This is a genomic window from Lonsdalea iberica, from assembly GCF_002111585.1.
Classification (GTDB): Bacteria; Pseudomonadota; Gammaproteobacteria; order Enterobacterales; family Enterobacteriaceae; genus Lonsdalea; species Lonsdalea iberica.
The window spans coordinates 1-18,307 of record NZ_LUTP01000036.1; the positions used below are offsets into that span (position 1 = coordinate 1).

The window sequence follows — 18,307 nt, forward strand, 5'->3', positions numbered from 1 at the left end:
CCGCCATGGCGCAGGAGTATGGCGGCTGCTGGCTGGTGTTGGACGCCATTACCCGTTTCACGCCCCGCCCCGAGCAGGCATTGTCCCACCTGTTGTATCTGCATTTCATCTCGGAAGCGGCGGCGCACGACGCCGGAGGATGGCGCTGGGATATCGCCGCTCAGCCCGAAGCGGATCACCAGAGCCTGACTGACTGGCTGACGCGGCCCGCGGCAGGCGATGTCCTGCTGAACGCCGAGGGCGAAGATCCCCCTGTCGCTCTGAAAGTCGATCAAATCATGGGGCGGGCATGTCGATGAAAGCCGCAAAATTAGCCGCGCAGCGGTCAGATGTCGAGTGTTCTCGCCCCCGCCCGCTGCGCAGGCAGGAAACCGAATGGCGACGGACGACGGCGTCCACCTGCTTGCCGATGGCTGCTGGGCAGGGCTGCTGGCGTGAACTCGGCATGGAACATAAGCCGAAGGTCCTGCTCCTGCACGGCTGGGGCGACGATGCCTCGCTTCACGTCCTGCTGGTCGCACAGCATCCTCTCCTGACGCGGCTCGACCCCAAACCCCGCTCACCCGGCGATAATCTACTGATCTGTTACGGGAGAAAGGATGGAATCATTGCGGTACAGGAAGCGAAAAACGTAGCGAAAAAGCCCCCTCGCAGCACACGCTGGCTCCCCCCCGACACAGGGCATATGGGGATGCTCCCCCCCCCTGAGCCGGCGGAAAGAGTGGCGCTTTTTTGTCCTCTGTCTGGCGGGAGGCGACCTGATGCATTTGACGCTTAACGACATGGAGATCGTCTTCGCGCCGAAGATGCAGACGCTGGACGAAGCGGCGCGCGCGCTGGGGCTGACGCGAATAGAAACCAGGATGTTCGAGCGCTTCTACGGGCTGCGACAGTTTCCTCATGACGAGAGCCAGGACCTCTCCGGACTTATCGAGCCTGCGCTGCACAATATCGTCCGACGCCACGCCGCCATCGCCGACCACATCAAACTCTGCGTACATTGCCACACCATCCCTTCCGTCACGCCCTTCGGCGCGCCGGTTCTGCCCTCCCTGGTCAGGCGGGTGGTGGGTGAACACGTCGAATATGCGGGATACACCATGAGTCATTGCGCCACCGGACTCGTGGCGTTGGAGCAGGTCGCCAGTTGGCTTGGCGACGATGAATACGCCTTGGTGGTCATCGCGGAGAAGGCGTTCCATCCCAAAGTCCAGCTCATCGCCGATACCACCATCATGGGCGAAGCCGCTTGTGTTCTGCTGGTGTCGCGACGTCCCGGCCCGCTGCGCCTGATCGGTACGGCAACAACACGCGATGGCCGATCAAGCATCAACAGCGGCCATTTCACGGACGCCATTCCGGCGCATTTTCCGCAGAGCTACACCGATTTTGTGTGCCGCCATATCACCGAGAGCCTGAAACACGCCAGTCTGGGCCTGAATGACATTGCGTACATTGCGCCCCATAACGTTAACCTCTCATCCTGGAAACTCATTGAGAGAACGCTGTGTTTGCCCGCCGGTAAAATCGTCATGGAAAACATCGCTCTGTACGGCCACTGTTTCGGCGCGGATCCTTTTATCAATTTGCAGCATCTGATCAAAACCGGACAAATAAAGTCCGGCGATAAAATCTTATTAATTAGTATTGGCTTAGGCATTACGGCGGCCTCCGCCATTGTGGAATATGTTCCTGACTTTTAATAAACGCGTCTAAATGCAATCTGAATCAATTCGATAATCCGACAAAGAATAGACTGCATTTAGGATAGAACTAGGCTCAATCATTCGCGTTGCAGAACGGCGGCAAGAGCATGAATACCGATGCGCTGGCTTAAATCAGCGAGTCAAGTCAGCCAACGCCGCTGCAACGTAAAACCTGGCCAATATATTACGGCACCATGGATCGGCAGAGGGATAGTAGTGAGAAAGGATGAATATAACCTGAACGTATTGGATAACAGCCTGGATAACTTTCATTCCGCAGGTTTAATTATCGAAGATAACGTTCAGGAAGGTGTTTTTCATATCAAGGATGACCTGTTATTAACGTTATCGCATACCGGCTTGCCCGATAAATACAATCCCTGGCGGGACCACGCCGCCTCACTGCCGTTTGATATGCGCCACTTCCCCACCTATTTACGCGTCGTCGAGTATATTTCGCGATCGGACGCCAGCTGTTTATTGGCCCTGCCCGGCACCTCTCTCGCCTGCCGGGCCGTACTGCTGCTGGGCGATGACGCACAGCAAGAACACTTTTTTTCCCGATTCCTGACTCAGCCGTCATGGACCTTTTTTGCCGTGAGCGAACCGGAAGTCGGCTCTGATGCCGCGTCGATTACGACCCGCCTGGAGGACAGCGAACAGGGGCTCACGCTAACGGGAAGCAAAATGTTCATCGGCGGCGCCCAGATGGCCAGCATCGGTCTGGTGTTCGCGAGGCACGGCGACAGAACGCAGCTGATTATGGTGGAACCCCAACAAGCGCCGGAGGCGATTACCGTCGAGCCGCTGGCAGCCTACGGACTGGCCGGCGCGGGATTATCGCAAATCACGTTTGACGCGTTCCTCGTCAAGCCTGAACAGATCCTGGGATTGTCCGCCAGCCCATTACGACAAGGCATTAACGCGTTAACGCAGGTCTTCGAGAAACATCGCCCCCTCGTCGCCGCCATGGCGTTAGGGACCGCGCGCGGTTTTCTGGAGGCGCTCGCCCGGGAAAATATTCACGAGAAAGATCTCTGGCGTCAGTACCACTCTCTGCATGCCCGCCTAATGGAAGTGGGTGAACACTATCATCAAGAGCGTTCGCGCGTCTGGCAGACCAGCCAGATCAAACGGCAGGCCACGGCGTTCGTCGAGCGGGTCGCCCATCGGCTTCCTCATCTCCTGCCCACGGAATATTGGGTGAATCAGCCGGGCCTCATGAAACGATACCGCGATGCGTTTGCCTTCGAATACATGGAAGGGACGTCAAATATTCATCTGCTCAACGGCTGGCGTGGCTTCCTGACCGGTAAGGAGAAGGCATGAGCCTTAGCCTGCATCCCCGTCACATCCTCTGGAAGACGTTTGGCGAGCTTGAACCGTTTAACCCCGTCTGGCTCGATGAAGTCGACCACTGGGAAGGTTACGTCGCGGCGTTTTTTCAGTCGAACGGGCTGCCGTGGGATCCCGCGCAAAGCCGCGTCGTCGAGTGCATAACCGCCGAAGACAAAGCGCCGTTCGTACGCATGATGGACGCACTCTTGCCGTCGCTTCAGGCGCGCACCGACTGTCAGGATATCGACGTAGTGATGATGGCGCACTGGACGCCAGACCTGCATCTGGGGACGTCCGTCGTTAATCACGTTGTCCACCAACTGAATCTCAGCGAACAGAGTTTTGCTCTGGCCATCAGCGACCGTGGGCTGTCCGCCCCGCTTTTCGCCTTCGACGCGCTGCATCGTTACCTTCGACACAGCGACCGGCGGGCCTTGCTGTTGATTGCCGACCAAAAGCACCTGCTCTATCGCTCCCCGCTAATGCAGACGCTCGCCCCCCATAACAGCGCCTGCATCGTGGCCGTGAATCGGAGCTGCGAAGGCTGGCGCTATCTGGGCTATCGACGCCGCGAGCGGGATGCCTCAGGGCTGGCGGCGCATTGCGAAGGGCTAAAACAGCATTTTGGGCTGACGGATCACTACCGCCTCGTTGCCAGTCCGACGTTGCTGTCCTCGCTGCCCGCGCATGGACACCCTATTCCCGCGGATGATCGCCTGTTATGCACCTCGCTATTCGCCGCCCTGGAGCAGAGCGACACGCGCTACGACCATCTGCTGCTGCTACAGGAAGAGACGACCCTCACCGCACTGGCCTTTCAGGGAACGGAGAATCAAGCATGCGACTAACCCGCATGGTGGACGACATTCCAACGGAGCGCGTCGACGCGGTCGATGTTATTCAAGCGGCCGGCGGCAGCCGCAGCGAAGCCCGCGTATTCAGCAAACTGTTCGGTATCGAACAGGTCGCCGCGCTACCGCGCGCGACCTCGCTCCTGCACACCTTTTTGACGCTGCTGGACAGACTCGAGGTGAGCGCCGAAGAGACGCCAGTCGATACGCTGATTTACGTGCACGCCCTGCCGATTCAGCCTGTCGAAGGGGAAGGCGTGACGACGGAGTTGGTGCGCCGCCATCCCGCCTTGAAGCAGGTGAAACGCCGCTACGAGATTGATCAGCACAACTGCGGCGGTGGGTTCTGGGGGCTCAACATGCTCCAGATGCTCTTCCGGGCCGGTCTCTCGCAGCGGGCGCTGCTGGTGCTGGGCGATTCGCTCAGCGCTTTTGGACTGGGGGAACGTTATATCCCCGGCTGTACGATTCTGGGCGACGGATTCGTCGTCATGCTGCTGGACAATCAGCATGACGGCATACAGCTGACGCCCCCTTTTGTGGAACATCGCGCGGAATTCTGGCCGGGGCTATTTATCGAATCGCAGCAAAAGAGCGCTTTCTACGCCGAGCACAACGCGATGATGGCCCACGCGCTGGAAGAAATTGATTTTTCATTTCAGACCCATGACGTGTTGCTGCCGCACAACATCAACCGCCTGACCTGGCTTAACTTTACGCGGCTCAACCCTGACTTCGAAGCGCGTATCGATACCCGTCTGCTACCTGACGTGGGCCATTGCTGTGCGGCCGATCCCTTTTTGCTGCTGAGCCGTCGGCTGCAAAATTCGCCGCCCTTCTCGACACGCTGCGGCCTGCTCTCCATCGGCGCAGGCGCCTTTATCGGCGCCTGCAGCGTTATCCCCGATCCGCTAACCATCGTCGGATGAACAGGAGAAGAGATGATACGACCTTATGCAGTGCTACCCACCTTTGAGGTTGATGGGACGCGTTTACGCGCGATCGGCATTTTAAAGACGGTAGAGGAAGCGGTCGCGACCGAGGGCGATTGCGTCCGGCTCCGATTCGCGGACAGCGCCGATCTGGTCGTGCTGGGGGGCGCCCGCCATGTGCGCGACTGGCAGCAGAAAGAGGCGTGTTTCGGTAAAGACGTCATGACGCTGCCTTCCTCCGCAGCCGTTGGCCGCCTGCTGCTGGGAGATGCGCTCACGTTTGCTCATGATGGCGACGAATGGCGCCGGGTCAGAAAACTGACTCTGCCGCAGGTCAACCCGAAGTGCGCGTCGTTGCAGCGCGCCCTGACAGAGAGCGCCGACTGGCTTGTCGAACAGTTCGCCACGTCGATGCCAGTGACGCTGCGCGCGTTGACGCTCGAATGGGCGGTGCGCGCGGTGATGCCGCCTTTTATCGGCCATACCTGTACGCTCCGGGAAGGCCAACGCTTCGCCATTGACACCCATCAGGCGTTCTACGCGCTGATCCGGAAAGCCGCCACCGTCGATCGAAGCGCGCTACTTCACGATCCCACCTTGCTGAATTATCGTCAGCGTCTGCATGCGCTGGTGGACGCGAGCCTGAGCGGCATCGCCAAGGAGCCGGATACGATGCTGGCCCAGCTCTACCATGCCCTTGACGTCGCCCGCCACCCGGAGCGCAAAGCGTCGCTGGCGAATCAGGTGATGGGCAACCTGTCAGGCAGTATCGATAACCCGGCCACTAGCCTTCAATGGTGTCTCATCCATCTGGCCCGGCACCCCGAAGTGCAGACGCGGATCTATCAGGAAGCGCGCGCGCAGCCGCGCGACGGGATCAGCCTGCAAAAATGCCCCCTCACGCTGGCCGCCGTGAAAGAAGCGCTGCGGCTGACGCCGGTCTCATCGCTGGTGGAACGGACGGTATTACAGGATATCGACATCGACGGTTACCGGCTTCCCGCCGGCACCGCAGTCCTGTTCTCTCCCTGGCTGGTGCATCATGACGCCCGCGTTTGGCCTGAACCGATGCGGTTCAATATCGATCGTTTTCTTCAGGGGCCCGTCCCGCCGTACCACTACTTCCCTTTCGGGACAGGCAAACGCCATTGCGTGGGGATGTCGCTTTCGCTTCATCAGCTGGTGATAACACTGGCTCGACTCTCGTTGAGCTGCCGTGTCCAACTCGCAACCGGAACGCGGCCGGTGGACCTGCGCCCGGAGTTTGGCCTCAACCTGGCGCCGCGCGGCGATGTTTCCCTGACGGCGACGCCTCTGGCGGCCCCGATTTCTGCTGATTCTTTCTAAATACGCGCTACGGAGGTCACATGACCCGCTCGAACACTGTTGTTTCCCTTGCCTTACTTTTTGGCGTCAGCCTCAACGCCGCTTCTGCGAATGAGGTTGAGAAACGGATACCGATTGCTTCCTTCAACGAACTCGAATTATCCAAAGGGCTGAACGTCACGCTCAAATGCGCCGAGAAGCCCTATGCGGTGGCCAGTGCGTCCCAAAAAGTGTTGGATCAATTGCAGGTCGATTCGGCGGGCAAGAAACTGAGCATGACAGGAGTGACCCGCGATGTAGACGGTTGGGATCTCTCAGACAACAAAACCGACCTGACGATTTTTACGGACCACCCCGTGCAGTCGATCAAAACCACCTTTGGCGTCAAACTGAAGGCCGAAGCCTGCGCGCTCAACCAGGAACAGGTCACAGTGGATAGCAGTATGGGCGCAACGATAGCGCTAAGCGGCAACCTCCAGCGTCTGGATGCCAGGCTGGCCATGGGGGCGAAGCTGATTAACGATACCCACGATCTGGTGATCCAATCCGCCCATATGAGTGTGGCGATGGGGGCAGAAGCGGACCTGTGCCGCGCACGGGAAGTGTCGGGCAGCGCCGCCATGGGCGGGCTGGTTTATATCGGCACAAACACGCGCAACACACTGACCAGCGAGATGGGCGCGACAGTGCGGACCCGCGATTGCCAATAACCCCAAGGGCGCGGTAAGCGATACAGTCGCGCCTTGGCAGCGGCTGAGATGTGTTGTTATCAGACGCTGGAGCAAGACCACAAATAGCACTCTGTCCCCACAAGTCGAGTGCTATTCCGCTCGACCTTGGTGAACAACGATGAATAACACCGCGTCCTATTCCCCGCAGTGGTTCTTATAACACGGTGCCCCCTCAGAATAGGTGTCGACCCAAAGGCGATCGTCCTCGTTCATAGGAATCTCCGTTCGCCACTCATGAGCGTTTTTAAATACTCGACCTAAATTATTAATCATGAAGAGAGCCAGTGTTTCTGTCATGTCAGCGACGACTTCCCCTTAAGACAAGGCATATTTTAAATATAGGGATAATATTAATTCACCATTAGAGAAAATAAAATCAACCCTATTGTTATCTATGTGTTTTTTATGAAACCCCTCGACAAATTTCTTTATTGACGACTCCAATGGATACCTGTTGGTTATTTAATTTTTATGTCTCATAAAAATAAAAAAATTAATCTCATCCCATGTTGATTATCACAACGGCCAATGCTAATTATGTATTAAGCGTAAATATTCTCGAGGGCGACTCAATGTCGCCTCATCACGTTTATTGCTTCGACTAGACGATATCGCCCACCGGCTTATTGATACGACCCTATTATTTTGTCAGCGGGTGAGGTTCATTCGAAATATTCTTCCACGGAAAGGAGTCTCCATGTCTGGTCCATCCGCCACAATCACGCCTTGTGTACTCACGACCACCCCGGTGCTGCTGGGGGGCGAAAACCGCTCAGGCACGACGTTGCTCAGCGTCATTCTCGATTCGCACCCGGACCTGGTCGTCGGCCCGGAAATCGACTTCACGGAGCCGGTGAATCTTGGTCCGCATATTCTGGCCGTCTGCGACTTTCTCGATGCTAACGAAGGCCTGCTCATCGGGGCCACGAAGGAAACGTTCGCCCCCGAGTGGTACGACGGCGTGCATTTCGTGGTCCAGTGTGAGCGCTTCGGCCTCGACCGTCACGAAGTCAGAGCATTGGTGAAGAGCCTGATGGACGAGTGCGGCCGGGATCTTTCCGCGCTCGAAGACCGCTGTCGCCTTATCGAGTTGATGGGGGAACGCCGACGTAAACAAACGGGGACGCAACGGTGGGGGTTAAAATTACAGCGAAGAATCAAGGATATAGGCACCTATGCCGCGATCTGGCCCGAGGCCCGGTTTATTCATATCGTCCGGGACGGACGGGATTTGGCGGCCTCGCACCTCAAGACCGTACCCGATTGGGGATATCAGACGATCGCCGAGGCCGCCCACGGCTGGCTGGAGATTGTCGCCCACGCCCGTCTGACCGCGCCGGATTTGCGTTATCTGGAAATCCGCTATGAAGATCTGGTGACCCGCCCTCGCGAGACCATTGAACGGATGCTGGACTTTCTGGCGCTGCCGTGGAATGAAGCGCTCATGCGCCATGCGGATCAGAACCACGCCTTGTTCGACAAACCCTGGGGGCACCCTTCCGCAGAGACGGCGCGTCAACCCCTCTACCGGGGGCGTAATGGACGCTATCTGCAGGACCTCAGCCCAACGCAAATTGCTGAATTCGAGCACATCGCGGGCGAAGAACTGAAACGTCTGGGCTACAAACTGTAGGCTCATCAAGATCGGCGGAGTGCATGACGATGCAGAGTTTACAGGATGTCTCACCGCGGCTGCCCCGCAGCTTCCACCTGCTTCTCGCGGGTCAATCGCTCTCACTGGTTGGCACGCAGATCACGCATCTTGCCATCCCGCTGACGGCGATCACGCTTAATCACGCCAGTCCGTTTGAAACCGGCGTACTGCTTGCCTGTAGCAGAACGCCGTACCTGCTGCTGGGGCTGTTTGCCGGTCTGCTCGTCGACAATTACTCGCACCGCCTGCTGCTGCTGACGGCGAATATCATCATGGCTCTTACGCTGGCTAGCGTGCCGCTGGTTTTTTTTCTGTCCGGACAGGTCAGTATGTTGCACCTCTATACCGTCGCCACGCTAACCGGCGCCGCGATGGTGGTCGCCGACGTCTCCTTTCTGGCCTGGGTGCCTGCGCTGGTGCCCTATCTGCAACTCACCCAGGCGCAAAGCCGACTGGAACTCGGGCAGTCCGCCGTCATGGTCATCGGCCTACCGATCGCCGGATGGCTGATCGCGGCTACCTCGCCCGCCGTGGCGATCCTGGCCGACTCCGTCTCCTTCCTGGTGATGTCGGCCCTGCTTCCTTTTGTCGCCGTCGCGTCATCGCATCGACGACCCAACGTCACGCCTGAGGGTGACCCGCGAATGGGCAGCGCGCTGACGCGTATTTTGAAAGAGGCGGCCGAGGGTATGCGATTTTTGATTCGGACGCCGCCGCTTCGCGCGTCAACCTTCGCCACCGTGACACTAATTTTCTTCTACAGCGCCTATTCAGCAGTCTTCATTCTCTATCTTTCCGACCAGTTGAAATTGACCGCGGCAGAGATTGGCATCGTCACCAGCGTTGCCGCGGTCGGTTGCGTCGTGGGTGCCTTACTGGCCCGCCCGACGGCGAGAGTGCTGGGTCTTGGCCGCACGCTGGTCGCGGCGATCCTCATCAGCGCCGTTGGCGCCATGCTCTGCCCGCTGTTGCCGAACGTACTCATCGTCGGGTTATCGCAATGCATCATGTGGATTGGCATACAAACTTACAACGTCCATCAGGTTCCCATCCGTTACGCGTTGGCGCCGGCAGAGATTCACGGACGCGTGAACGCCAGCATACGTACGCTGGTTTGGGGCCTTGCGCCGTTAGGCGCCGTGGTCGGCGGCACTTGCGGGATGTGGCTGGGAACGCGGGCGACCCTGTTTATAACCGGCGTGCTGATTGCCGTCGCCGCCGTATGGATTGTCATGTCGCCCTTGTGGGCGGTGCGCGAACCTCAACTGGCCGCGCTTCGCAACGAACCCGCGCGCGCCTGAGCCTTTTGTCCTTCACCGATACAGGGAAACGTTCATGAAGTTCACTGATATAGCCTCACTTAATCTGCCCGCAGGACATCTCACCGCCTGGCGTGTACACGGGCCCTCCGTCACCGACGAACGCTGGGTCAAGGACCCTCGCCGGGCCTCCTGCCTTCAGGAGGCGAGCATCATGGGCGCGCTGGATGAAAGAGACAACGGCTTGTCGACGGCGGCCTGGCTGGGTTGCGCCTTTGATATGTCGGACGACTTGAACGCATCGGCTTTTATCACGGCCATCCGTCAATGGATCGACCGGCATGAAACCTTACGCAGCCACCTGCTCCCCGCTGACCCCTCACGCGCCGACCGCCGTTTAGCCCGCATGACGCTAAAACCCGGCTCTATCGAGGTGCGGCCCGGCGAAGTCGGCGAGTTTACCGACGCTCGGTCGCTGGCGCACCAGCTCGAGGCGCTGTTCGATCGTGAGGTCGGCCCCCTGCACTGGCCGGGGTATCTCTTCACCACCATCCGCCATTCTAAAGCCACCACCGTGTGCCTCGCGGTGGACCACACGTTGATCGACGGCTACTCCCTTTTCCAGATCCCCGGTGAGATCCAAACGTTGTACGCCGCCGCCTTGTCTGCATCGGAAGAAAGTCTAACTCAGCCCGTCCTTCCCGCCGTCGCCAGCTATCTCGACTTCGCCGAAGCGGAGCGCACAGCGTCGGAGGAAATGACCGCCGGCCATGAAGGCATTCAGCGCTGGAAGACATTCGTGACCGAGGGGGACGGTCGCCTGCCGCCGTTTCCTCTCCCTCTTGGCGCCGTGGGCGATGGCGTGACCGAACAACCGAGCGGCCATGCCAGGGTGTTCGATAAAGAGGAGGCCAACACATTTGCACAGATTTGCCGGTCTGCCGGAGGCGACATTTTTTCCGGACTACTGGCCTGTCTGGCAAAGTCCTCCAGTGAGCGCTCAGGCCAGAACACCTTTCGCACCATGATCCCCTTCCAGACGCAGACCGCGCAGCGCCAGCCGTCGGTGGGCTGGTACGTTGGAATGGGACCGGTGGCTTTTCCCATCGATGTAAATCGCTCATTTACGCAGACACTCCGTGCGGCGGCAGACGGACTGGTAGGCGTCAAAGCGTTGGCCCAGATACCCATGACCCGCGTGGCCGAGCTTCTTGACCAGCCTTTGCGCGATCCCTTTATGATCTCCTACATGGAGCTGCGGCGTATCGCAGGCGCGCGCGAGTGGACGACGTGGCAGGTCAAAAGCTTCCGCAGCCGCAGCGTCGACCCTGATGAGGTGTGTCTGTGGTATGTCCGCACGCATGAGGGTCTGTTCATCAACTATCGCCATCCCGCCACTCAGCAGGCCGCCGAGACCATCGCCGACTATCTCGCACGGACACAAGCGCTTCTGGCGTCGGTTATCGCCGCCGCTGATTGGTAAAGTGGGCGCATCTTTCCAGGGAAGGACATGCTCTCTCGGGAAGGGAGCGCGGGTAGTGAGCTGAGGGTAGGTATCATAAAGACGAAAAAAAACCGCATACCCTTCTACCGGTATGCGGTTTTTTCATCCAAGATGTTCGAAAACACCCTGGGAAAGATAAGTGGCGGAACGGACGGGACTCGAACCCGCGACCCCCTGCGTGACAGGCAGGTATTCTAACCAACTGAACTACCGCTCCACTCTGCGCTCTGTGAGCGGCTTGAATACTAGAATGGCACCCTTATCACGTCAATGCTTTTTCTCGCTAACCGACTCTGTTTGCTTACATTTCCAGCGCATAGCTCATTTTAGTGACCGCGGCTTTTAATCACGCCACAGGCAGCTGCCGCCTTTTTTCACAATCAGGTCGAGCCGCTGTTCGTGCGCCATCACCTCGTCGTCGCTGGCGTAGATCACCGGTAACGCGGACGCCGGACGTGCGATGCGCTGAATAGTGTCTCCCTGATTGGCCTGCTGCGACCCTTCGTTATCCATGGAAAACGCGAGCGACCGCTGGCCGCCGGTCATCGCCAGATAGACTTCCGCCAGGATTTCGGCATCGAGTAACGCGCCGTGAAGCGTACGTTTGCTGTTGTCGATCAGGTAGCGGTCGCACAATGCATCCAGGTTGTTGCGTTTGCCGGGGAAGAGCTTACGGGCCAACAGCAGGCTATCCGTAATTTTGCAGAAGGTTTCCGTCTTCGGAATATCCCGTTGCAGCATCCGGAATTCGTAGTCCATAAAGCCGATATCAAACGCCGCGTTATGAATGACCAGCTCGGCGCCACGGATGAAATCCATGAAGTCGTCGGCGATGTCGGCATAAGTGGGTTTATCGACCAGGAACTCGTCGCTGATCCCGTGAACGTTATAGGCTTCGGGGTCGATCAGGCGGTCGGGTTTGAGGTAAACATGATAGTTGCGGCCGGTCAGACGACGGTTAATCACCTCAACGGCACCGATTTCGATGATGCGATGACCTTCGTAATGAACACCTAACTTGTTCATACCCGTGGTTTCGGTATCCAGGACGATTTGTCGTGTTATTTCAGTGCTCATCGTTTTCGTTTATGTCAGACTTGTGGTTTTCAGCATGGACAAGAGTCTACCAGAGATGCGTAAACAGGTAGAAATTTTCACCGACGGCTCCTGCCTCGGCAACCCCGGTCCCGGGGGCTACGGCGCGGTGTTGCGCTATAAACAGCACGAAAAAGAACTCAGCGCCGGTTACCGTCTCACGACGAATAATCGCATGGAGTTGATGGCGGCGATTGTTTCGCTGGAGTCGCTGACGACGCCATGCGACGTGACGCTCAGTACGGACAGCCAATACGTCCGCCAGGGGATCACCAGCTGGATTCACAACTGGAAAAAGCGCGGCTGGAAAACCGCCGATAAAAAGCCGGTGAAAAACGTCGATCTTTGGCAGCGGCTGGATTTAGCGATCCACCACCACACGATCCAGTGGGAATGGGTGAAAGGCCATGCCGGTCATCCCGAAAACGAACGTTGCGATCAGCTGGCGCGTGAAGCGGCAGGCGCCCCAACACAGGATGACGTCGGCTACAAACAGGATTAATCCGAGCCGCGACGATAGCTTTTCGTCGCGCCCACCGGACTGCGCATCGGCGTTTTTTTCAGTCTGGAACGCATCGGCGTGAACGTCAGCGGCACGGTGCGTTTACGCGCCACAATCAGGTTTAGACATCCCAGCAGCGGCAGATGGTTGTTCCAACGTCCCTGCCCTTGCTGACGCCAGGGCAGCGCATGCAAGCTGGTGTGATGTACGATTTCATAGTTGAGCAGATTCAGCCAGTCCTGCAGCCGCATCTGGCTGAACATCCGACTGCAATAGGGCTGCCGACGCCGTATCCCCGGCACGACTTTTCCCAATCCTATCAAACTCATCGGATTAAAACCGCTGATAATAAGCCAGCCGTCGTTGATCAAAACGCGATCCACTTCCCGCAGTACGCGGTGAGGATCGCTGGAGTATGCCAGGGCGTGAATCAGCAGGCAGGCATCCACGGATTTCTCGACGAACGGCAGTTGGCACGGGTCAGCGATGACGTCCGCGCAGGCTCGGTTCCGGGTAACGTTGATCTGATGGGGGATGGCACAGTCCGCACTATTTAATTCGGCGCTGAGCGCCCCCACCTTCATCAGGTGAAAACCAAAAATTTTCGGCCACCATGGCCGTAGCGCATCATCAAGCGTATCGCGGTAGGATGTCCCCCAGGGGATGGAGTCCCAAGAATCAGGAGCCTCTACAGTCTGGACGGTTTGTGCTGGCTTCATGTTCTAGTATCTTCCACAGGTAACTGCAAACAGAGGACTCACCATGAATCTTATCAGTGTTCCCGCACTCAAAGATAACTACATTTGGTTGCTGAGTAATCAACAGAAGCGATGTGTGATTGTCGACCCCGGTGAAGCCGCGCCGGTGCTGGCGGCGCTGGCGGAGGAGCAACTTACGCCGGTCGCCCTCCTTTTAACCCACCACCATCTGGATCACGTCGGCGGTGTAAACGCATTAAAAGAGCGCTTCCCCCATATCGACATTTACGGTCCGCAGGAAACTTCCCGCAGCGGAACAACCCATATCGTAAATGAGGGCGACCGTCTGACGCTGCTGGGCTCGGAATTTTCTATTTTTTCCGTTCCGGGGCATACAGCAGGGCATATCGCGTATTATAGCGCTCCATACCTGTTTTGCGGCGACACGCTGTTTTCCGCTGGATGCGGACGTATTTTTGAAGGCACACCGGAACAACTGTCTGAATCGGTTAGCAAACTATCCCAGCTACCGGATGAGACTTTGGTGTGTTGCGCCCATGAATATACGTTGTCAAACCTGGAGTTCGCCCATGGGTTATGGCCTGAGGAACCGACAATTGCCGACTATCTGCTAAAAGTCAGACAATTAAGGGAAAAAGGGCTGCCAACAGTCCCTACACACCTCGGTTTCGAACGAAATATTAATCTTTTCTTACGTTGTCATGACACTGATTTACAAAGAAAAATATTTAACGATGTGAGCACCAGGGGCGATTGGCAGACATTTGCGCAACTAAGGGCCATGAAGGACAACTTCTGAAGGTTTTAGTTGTACGCAATGACCAATCAAAGTATGATCGTTCGTCTTTTGAGCAACTGTTGACAAAAATATGAAGGCTAAAGCGATACTTATCGCCTCGGTCTTGTTGGCAGGCTGCCAGGTTTCACCCCATGATACCTCCCAGCCCAAACAACATGCACAGAGTCTGTCTTCGGCCAGTCAAAGTGAAACAGGTAAATACGCCGATGGTCGAGAGACCGGGGCGCGATGGTTGGATAATGACCACCTCGCGCAGCAGGACCTGTGGAACTTTATTAGTGGTGAGCTGAAGATGGAGGTTCCGGAAAACGCCCGGATCCGCGAACAGAAACAGCGTTATTTGAAAAATAAGAGCTATCTCCACGATGTAACATTACGGGCAGAGCCGTACATGTACTGGATAGTCGAGCAGATTAAGCAGCGTAAAATGCCGATGGAACTGGTACTGCTACCCATAGTGGAGAGCGCTTTTAATCCAAACGCCCAATCGTCGGCCAACGCCGTTGGATTGTGGCAGATTGTCCCAGGAACGGGACGTCATTATGGATTGCAACAAGATAAATGGTACGACGGTCGCCGCGATGTCGCCGCTTCCACGACTGCCGCATTAAACATGATGCAACGCCTCAATCGCATGTTTGATGGAGACTGGCTACTGACCATCGCCGCCTATAACAGTGGCGAAGGTCGAGTGATGCAGGCCATCAAAGCGAATAAGGCAAAGGGTCGCCCAACGAATTACTGGTCACTGGCGCTCCCTTACGAAACGTCGATTTACGTACCCAAGATGCTAGCTTTAAGCGACATCTTAAAGCATAGCAAAAAATACGGCCTTGACCTGCCGAAAACGAATGAAGAACGTGCCCTGGCACAAGTGGACTTAGGACAGCAAATGCAGTTGACCCAAGCCGCCGAGCTAGCCGGTTTACCCGTCACAAAATTGAAAAGCTACAATACGGGTTATAAACAGAATGTGACTGCGCCCAACGGGCCGCATTACATTATGGTACCGAAGGCACATGTCGAGCAGTTGAAAGACTCGCTGGCAGAAGTAGATATTGCGGCGGTTCAGCCGACGCGTCTGGCACAAACAACCCGGGGTTCTGAATATAAAGTCCGTACTGGCGATACGTTATCCGCCATTGCCAAACGGCTCAATGTCAGCACCAAAGACCTGCAAAACTGGAACAACCTTCGTGGTCACACGGTGAAAGCAGGTCAGACGCTTCAGGTCGCGAAGGCTTCTTTCGCCACGACAGGGTCTGACGCCAGCGGTAAAAATGGCTCGATTATCTACCATGTTCGCAAAGGTGACTCACTGGCCAGCATCGCCAGACGTCACGGCGTCGACATCGCAGACGTGATGCGCTGGAATACGGTCATTAATAAAAAGGCCAATATCCAGCCGGGCGACAGACTGACGTTGTTCGTCAGCAAAAAACAGTCTCCCGACTCCTAATCGGTCACGTAAAACAAAAACCTCTCTTCGGAGAGGTTTTTTTATGGGCGAAACGGGACGGTGGAATAGAACTCGATCGCTTGAAGGTGAAGGCAGGTATCCCCCGGGGGACGTCGCCGTCATCACCGGCCCGACTACAGGCTGAACTCCACCCGCAGAGGATTGTGGTCGGAGGCGTCCGTAACCAGTATCGAGGAGTCCGCCACATCCAGCTCACGATAGAAAACGAAGTCCAGAGGACGCCCGAACGCCCTGCGCCGCTGATCGTTGCTGAACTCCACCTCTCGGAGTCCCATCACCCTGGCAAAACGATACAGCGCATGACTTCTCGGTTGACTCCAGGCGTTGAAGTCCCCTGCCATGATCACCGGCCCGCGGTGATGGTTTAAATGCTCTCCGATGGCCTGCAGCTGCTTGGTGTAAACCTCGACGCCGAAGCTGAAATTCACGGCGTGAATGTTAACGACCATCAACGCGCGTCCGTCGTGCAGGTGATAGATCGTCACCAGCGCGGATTTAGACAGGCGCAGCAACGGCTCACGCTCGCGTAAAGGACAACAGTACATCGGTTGCGCGGCAGAGAGCGTCATCACGCCCGAAGGATGCTGCGGAAGGGAAAAAGCGGGAACTTGATCGGCGGCAGGATAGTGGGAGGTGGCGAACTGAATTAACTCCGGCGAACTCTGCGCTTCCTGTAGAAGCATCAGCTGAGCGTTCTGACCAAACCCCTTCAGCACCGACAGCCAATCCATCCGCTGTTGCTTAAAAATATTCCACACCAACAGGCGTAAGACACCGTTTTCCAAAGGCAGCGGACCGGACAATACCGGCTGCCCGGCATAATGCATTACCACCGGGGGGAAAATTCTCTCCACAGGCTGCCCGGCAACATATCTCATGGCATAAGTTTTCTTTCGCACGTCTCGCCTGCTATCAAGATGACATAATGTCAGCTGCTGCTAAATGCAACAGTGATAGTCCAGTTATAGGGGCTTTGACTGCGAGTTTCAACAGCAGATTGGAAAACGGCGGAAGCCCATTGGGGAGATCTTCCTAGTAAAAATCCCCGCGACTATCCCCGAAAAAATAGCGAAAAAAGCCCTTATCGCAAGGACATAGGTGATAGGAATACGACGGTGGAAACAGCAGTGTGACGTCTCATTACGCATAATGTAATAAGAAACTACGCCCCCTCATTATCATCAAAGCGAGCACGCGCAGACATGCGCCTGACCTTACAGCCAGCAACCAGCCGTGGGCCAATCTATGCTGCGCTCTTGTCTACGTACGGCTCTACCCTTTGGTGTGCAGACCCATTTCTTTCTAAGAGAAGGGACATCCGTGTTTGGCATAGTATGAACGGTCGCCAGTTCGATATGTGATCGTCCGCGGGAAAGGCGCTGTCACCGCTGACGATGTCGAAGCAGTCTACGGGGGCCGCTTCGTGAAGCGACGAGGCAGACCATTCAGACACGCCCAGCCGCAAGCGTTCTCAGCGAATTAAGCCCATAAATATGCCCTGAACGGAGGGTTCAGGGCTGTTGGAGTGACGGCCTGACGGGTCCACAGCCTTATACGGCACTGTTTCGCTGAGCATAACCGTCTAAGGCGTACTTGAGAGCTAGTCACACGTCCCGCACTCGGCGACGGAGATGTAGTCCGTATAAATCTGCGGCGAGCCAGAGAACGAGGCCAGTTTTTTCCACTCTTCATACATCTGCTTTGTATCGCGATGCGCCTGAGCGAACTTATCCGTTTCCTGTGTGCCGATATCCGCCTCTGGATAAAACACCGTCAACGCCGCCACGCTCTCGATCTCCATCATGACGACGTATTGATCTAGCCGGTTACCGCGCTCCCCTTTCAACAGATGAAATTTCCAGCCGGGGTAGTCCTCTATGCGGTGATGATTCTTCGCGATAAAGGACTCGAACTCCGCGGGGGTCACCCCTTTCCGCAAAGCCAGATTATGGATGCCGATAATCCGCGCGGTCTCATCCCCCCCCTCCCCTTGATGATAGCGAGGACCGGGTTTCACCGTACTTTTGTTGTTTTCCGCCAAAAGCCGGTAGTCGGTGAACAACGTCGGCAATTCCGCGAAAGTGGCCAGATGCGTCCATACTTCGAGGATCTCCTGCGCCTCAGGCGCGTCCTGCCAGAACTGCTGAGCCAGCGCCGTCGGGTTGCCGTTTTCATCGACGTACAGGTCACGCGCCTCGGCGTTTTTCATTTCGAACAGCATCAGATATTGATCGGTGCGCTCACCGCGCAGCCCGCGCAACAAGGTCCAACGCCATCCCGGATAAATCGGCAGGTGAACGCCTTTATCACGCACAAACGCTTCGAATTGCGCGTTGGTGACGCCCGCTTCGGTATCGATGCCGATGTAAAAAAAACTGAATACACGAGAAGAGAAATTCTGCATCACAATC

18 protein-coding genes and 1 tRNA gene are annotated in these 18,307 nt (G+C 56.7%); 14 read left to right on the forward strand and 5 right to left on the reverse strand.

The window, feature by feature from the left end:
* From AU511_RS17475 to AU511_RS12930, 11 genes are all read left to right on the forward strand, one after another.
* Positions 1-299 (forward strand): hypothetical protein (locus tag AU511_RS17475; protein ID WP_167372037.1); only part of this gene is annotated, 299 nt, incomplete at its 5' end.
* On the forward strand, positions 290-778 hold the full coding sequence (locus tag AU511_RS12885; RefSeq protein WP_094109927.1) for a hypothetical protein: 489 nt from the start codon (positions 290-292) through the stop codon (positions 776-778). The genes AU511_RS17475 and AU511_RS12885, both read left to right, overlap by 10 nt.
* A complete protein-coding gene (locus AU511_RS12890; protein WP_094109928.1) occupies positions 762-1,703 on the forward strand; it encodes a 3-oxoacyl-[acyl-carrier-protein] synthase III C-terminal domain-containing protein in 942 nt (313 codons plus the stop codon). Before AU511_RS12885 ends, AU511_RS12890 begins: the two co-directional genes overlap by 17 nt.
* A 219-nt stretch (positions 1,704-1,922) precedes the next feature.
* Positions 1,923-3,035 (forward strand): acyl-CoA dehydrogenase family protein, encoded by a 1,113-nt coding sequence (locus AU511_RS12895; protein WP_167372038.1) that lies wholly within the window; start codon positions 1,923-1,925, stop codon positions 3,033-3,035.
* Complete coding sequence (locus tag AU511_RS12900) at positions 3,032-3,892, forward strand: hypothetical protein (RefSeq protein WP_094109930.1); 861 nt, start codon at positions 3,032-3,034, stop codon at positions 3,890-3,892. Before AU511_RS12895 ends, AU511_RS12900 begins: the two co-directional genes overlap by 4 nt.
* Entirely contained in the window at positions 3,883-4,824 is a 942-nt protein-coding gene (locus AU511_RS12905) for a beta-ketoacyl-[acyl-carrier-protein] synthase family protein (protein ID WP_094109931.1), read from the forward strand. The genes AU511_RS12900 and AU511_RS12905 overlap by 10 nt, the downstream gene beginning before the upstream one ends.
* 12 nt (positions 4,825-4,836) lie before the next feature.
* Positions 4,837-6,174: a cytochrome P450 gene (locus tag AU511_RS12910; protein ID WP_094109932.1), complete on the forward strand. Its 1,338-nt coding sequence runs from the start codon at positions 4,837-4,839 to the stop codon at positions 6,172-6,174.
* 20 nt (positions 6,175-6,194) lie between these two features.
* On the forward strand, positions 6,195-6,863 hold the full coding sequence (locus AU511_RS12915) for a GIN domain-containing protein (RefSeq protein ID WP_094109933.1): 669 nt from the start codon (positions 6,195-6,197) through the stop codon (positions 6,861-6,863).
* Positions 6,864-7,581: 718 nt separating this feature from the next.
* A complete protein-coding gene (locus tag AU511_RS12920; RefSeq protein WP_094109934.1) occupies positions 7,582-8,517 on the forward strand; it encodes a sulfotransferase family protein in 936 nt (311 codons plus the stop codon).
* Positions 8,518-8,546: 29 nt separating this feature from the next.
* A complete protein-coding gene (locus AU511_RS12925) occupies positions 8,547-9,839 on the forward strand; it encodes an MFS transporter (RefSeq protein ID WP_094101232.1) in 1,293 nt (430 codons plus the stop codon).
* A 34-nt stretch (positions 9,840-9,873) separates the two neighbouring features.
* Entirely contained in the window at positions 9,874-11,280 is a 1,407-nt protein-coding gene (locus AU511_RS12930; RefSeq protein WP_139829378.1) for a condensation domain-containing protein, read from the forward strand.
* 161 nt (positions 11,281-11,441) lie between these two features.
* Here the strand turns inward: AU511_RS12930 and AU511_RS12935 are convergent.
* Positions 11,442-11,518, reverse strand: a tRNA-Asp gene (locus AU511_RS12935).
* A gap of 125 nt (positions 11,519-11,643) precedes the next feature.
* A complete protein-coding gene (gene dnaQ, locus AU511_RS12940; RefSeq protein WP_094109936.1) occupies positions 11,644-12,378 on the reverse strand; it encodes a DNA polymerase III subunit epsilon in 735 nt (244 codons plus the stop codon).
* On the opposite strand from dnaQ, the gene rnhA reads away from it, so the two are divergent.
* Positions 12,332-12,898 (forward strand): ribonuclease HI, encoded by a 567-nt coding sequence (gene rnhA / locus AU511_RS12945; RefSeq protein ID WP_167372039.1) that lies wholly within the window; start codon positions 12,332-12,334, stop codon positions 12,896-12,898. The genes dnaQ and rnhA overlap by 47 nt on opposite strands.
* Here the strand turns inward: rnhA and AU511_RS12950 are convergent.
* On the reverse strand, positions 12,895-13,617 hold the full coding sequence (locus AU511_RS12950; RefSeq protein ID WP_094101228.1) for a class I SAM-dependent methyltransferase: 723 nt from the start codon (positions 13,615-13,617) through the stop codon (positions 12,895-12,897). The two genes, rnhA and AU511_RS12950, sit on opposite strands and share 4 nt — an antisense overlap.
* A gap of 43 nt (positions 13,618-13,660) precedes the next feature.
* On the opposite strand from AU511_RS12950, the gene gloB reads away from it, so the two are divergent.
* Both gloB and mltD read left to right on the forward strand, forming a co-directional pair.
* Positions 13,661-14,416 (forward strand): hydroxyacylglutathione hydrolase, encoded by a 756-nt coding sequence (gene gloB, locus AU511_RS12955; RefSeq protein WP_094109937.1) that lies wholly within the window; start codon positions 13,661-13,663, stop codon positions 14,414-14,416.
* A 70-nt stretch (positions 14,417-14,486) separates the two neighbouring features.
* Complete coding sequence (gene mltD, locus AU511_RS12960; RefSeq protein WP_094109938.1) at positions 14,487-15,875, forward strand: murein transglycosylase D; 1,389 nt, start codon at positions 14,487-14,489, stop codon at positions 15,873-15,875.
* Positions 15,876-16,009: 134 nt separating this feature from the next.
* Here the strand turns inward: mltD and AU511_RS12965 are convergent, their stop codons facing one another.
* Together AU511_RS12965 and AU511_RS12970 are read right to left on the reverse strand one after the other, a co-directional pair.
* Positions 16,010-16,795: an endonuclease/exonuclease/phosphatase family protein gene (locus AU511_RS12965; RefSeq protein WP_094109939.1), complete on the reverse strand. Its 786-nt coding sequence runs from the start codon at positions 16,793-16,795 to the stop codon at positions 16,010-16,012.
* Between the two features lie 701 nt (positions 16,796-17,496).
* Positions 17,497-18,300 carry a hypothetical protein gene (locus AU511_RS12970; protein ID WP_094109940.1) on the reverse strand — a complete coding sequence of 268 codons (804 nt, stop codon included), beginning with the start codon at positions 18,298-18,300 and terminating at the stop codon, positions 17,497-17,499.
* Positions 18,301-18,307: the final 7 nt, after the last annotated feature.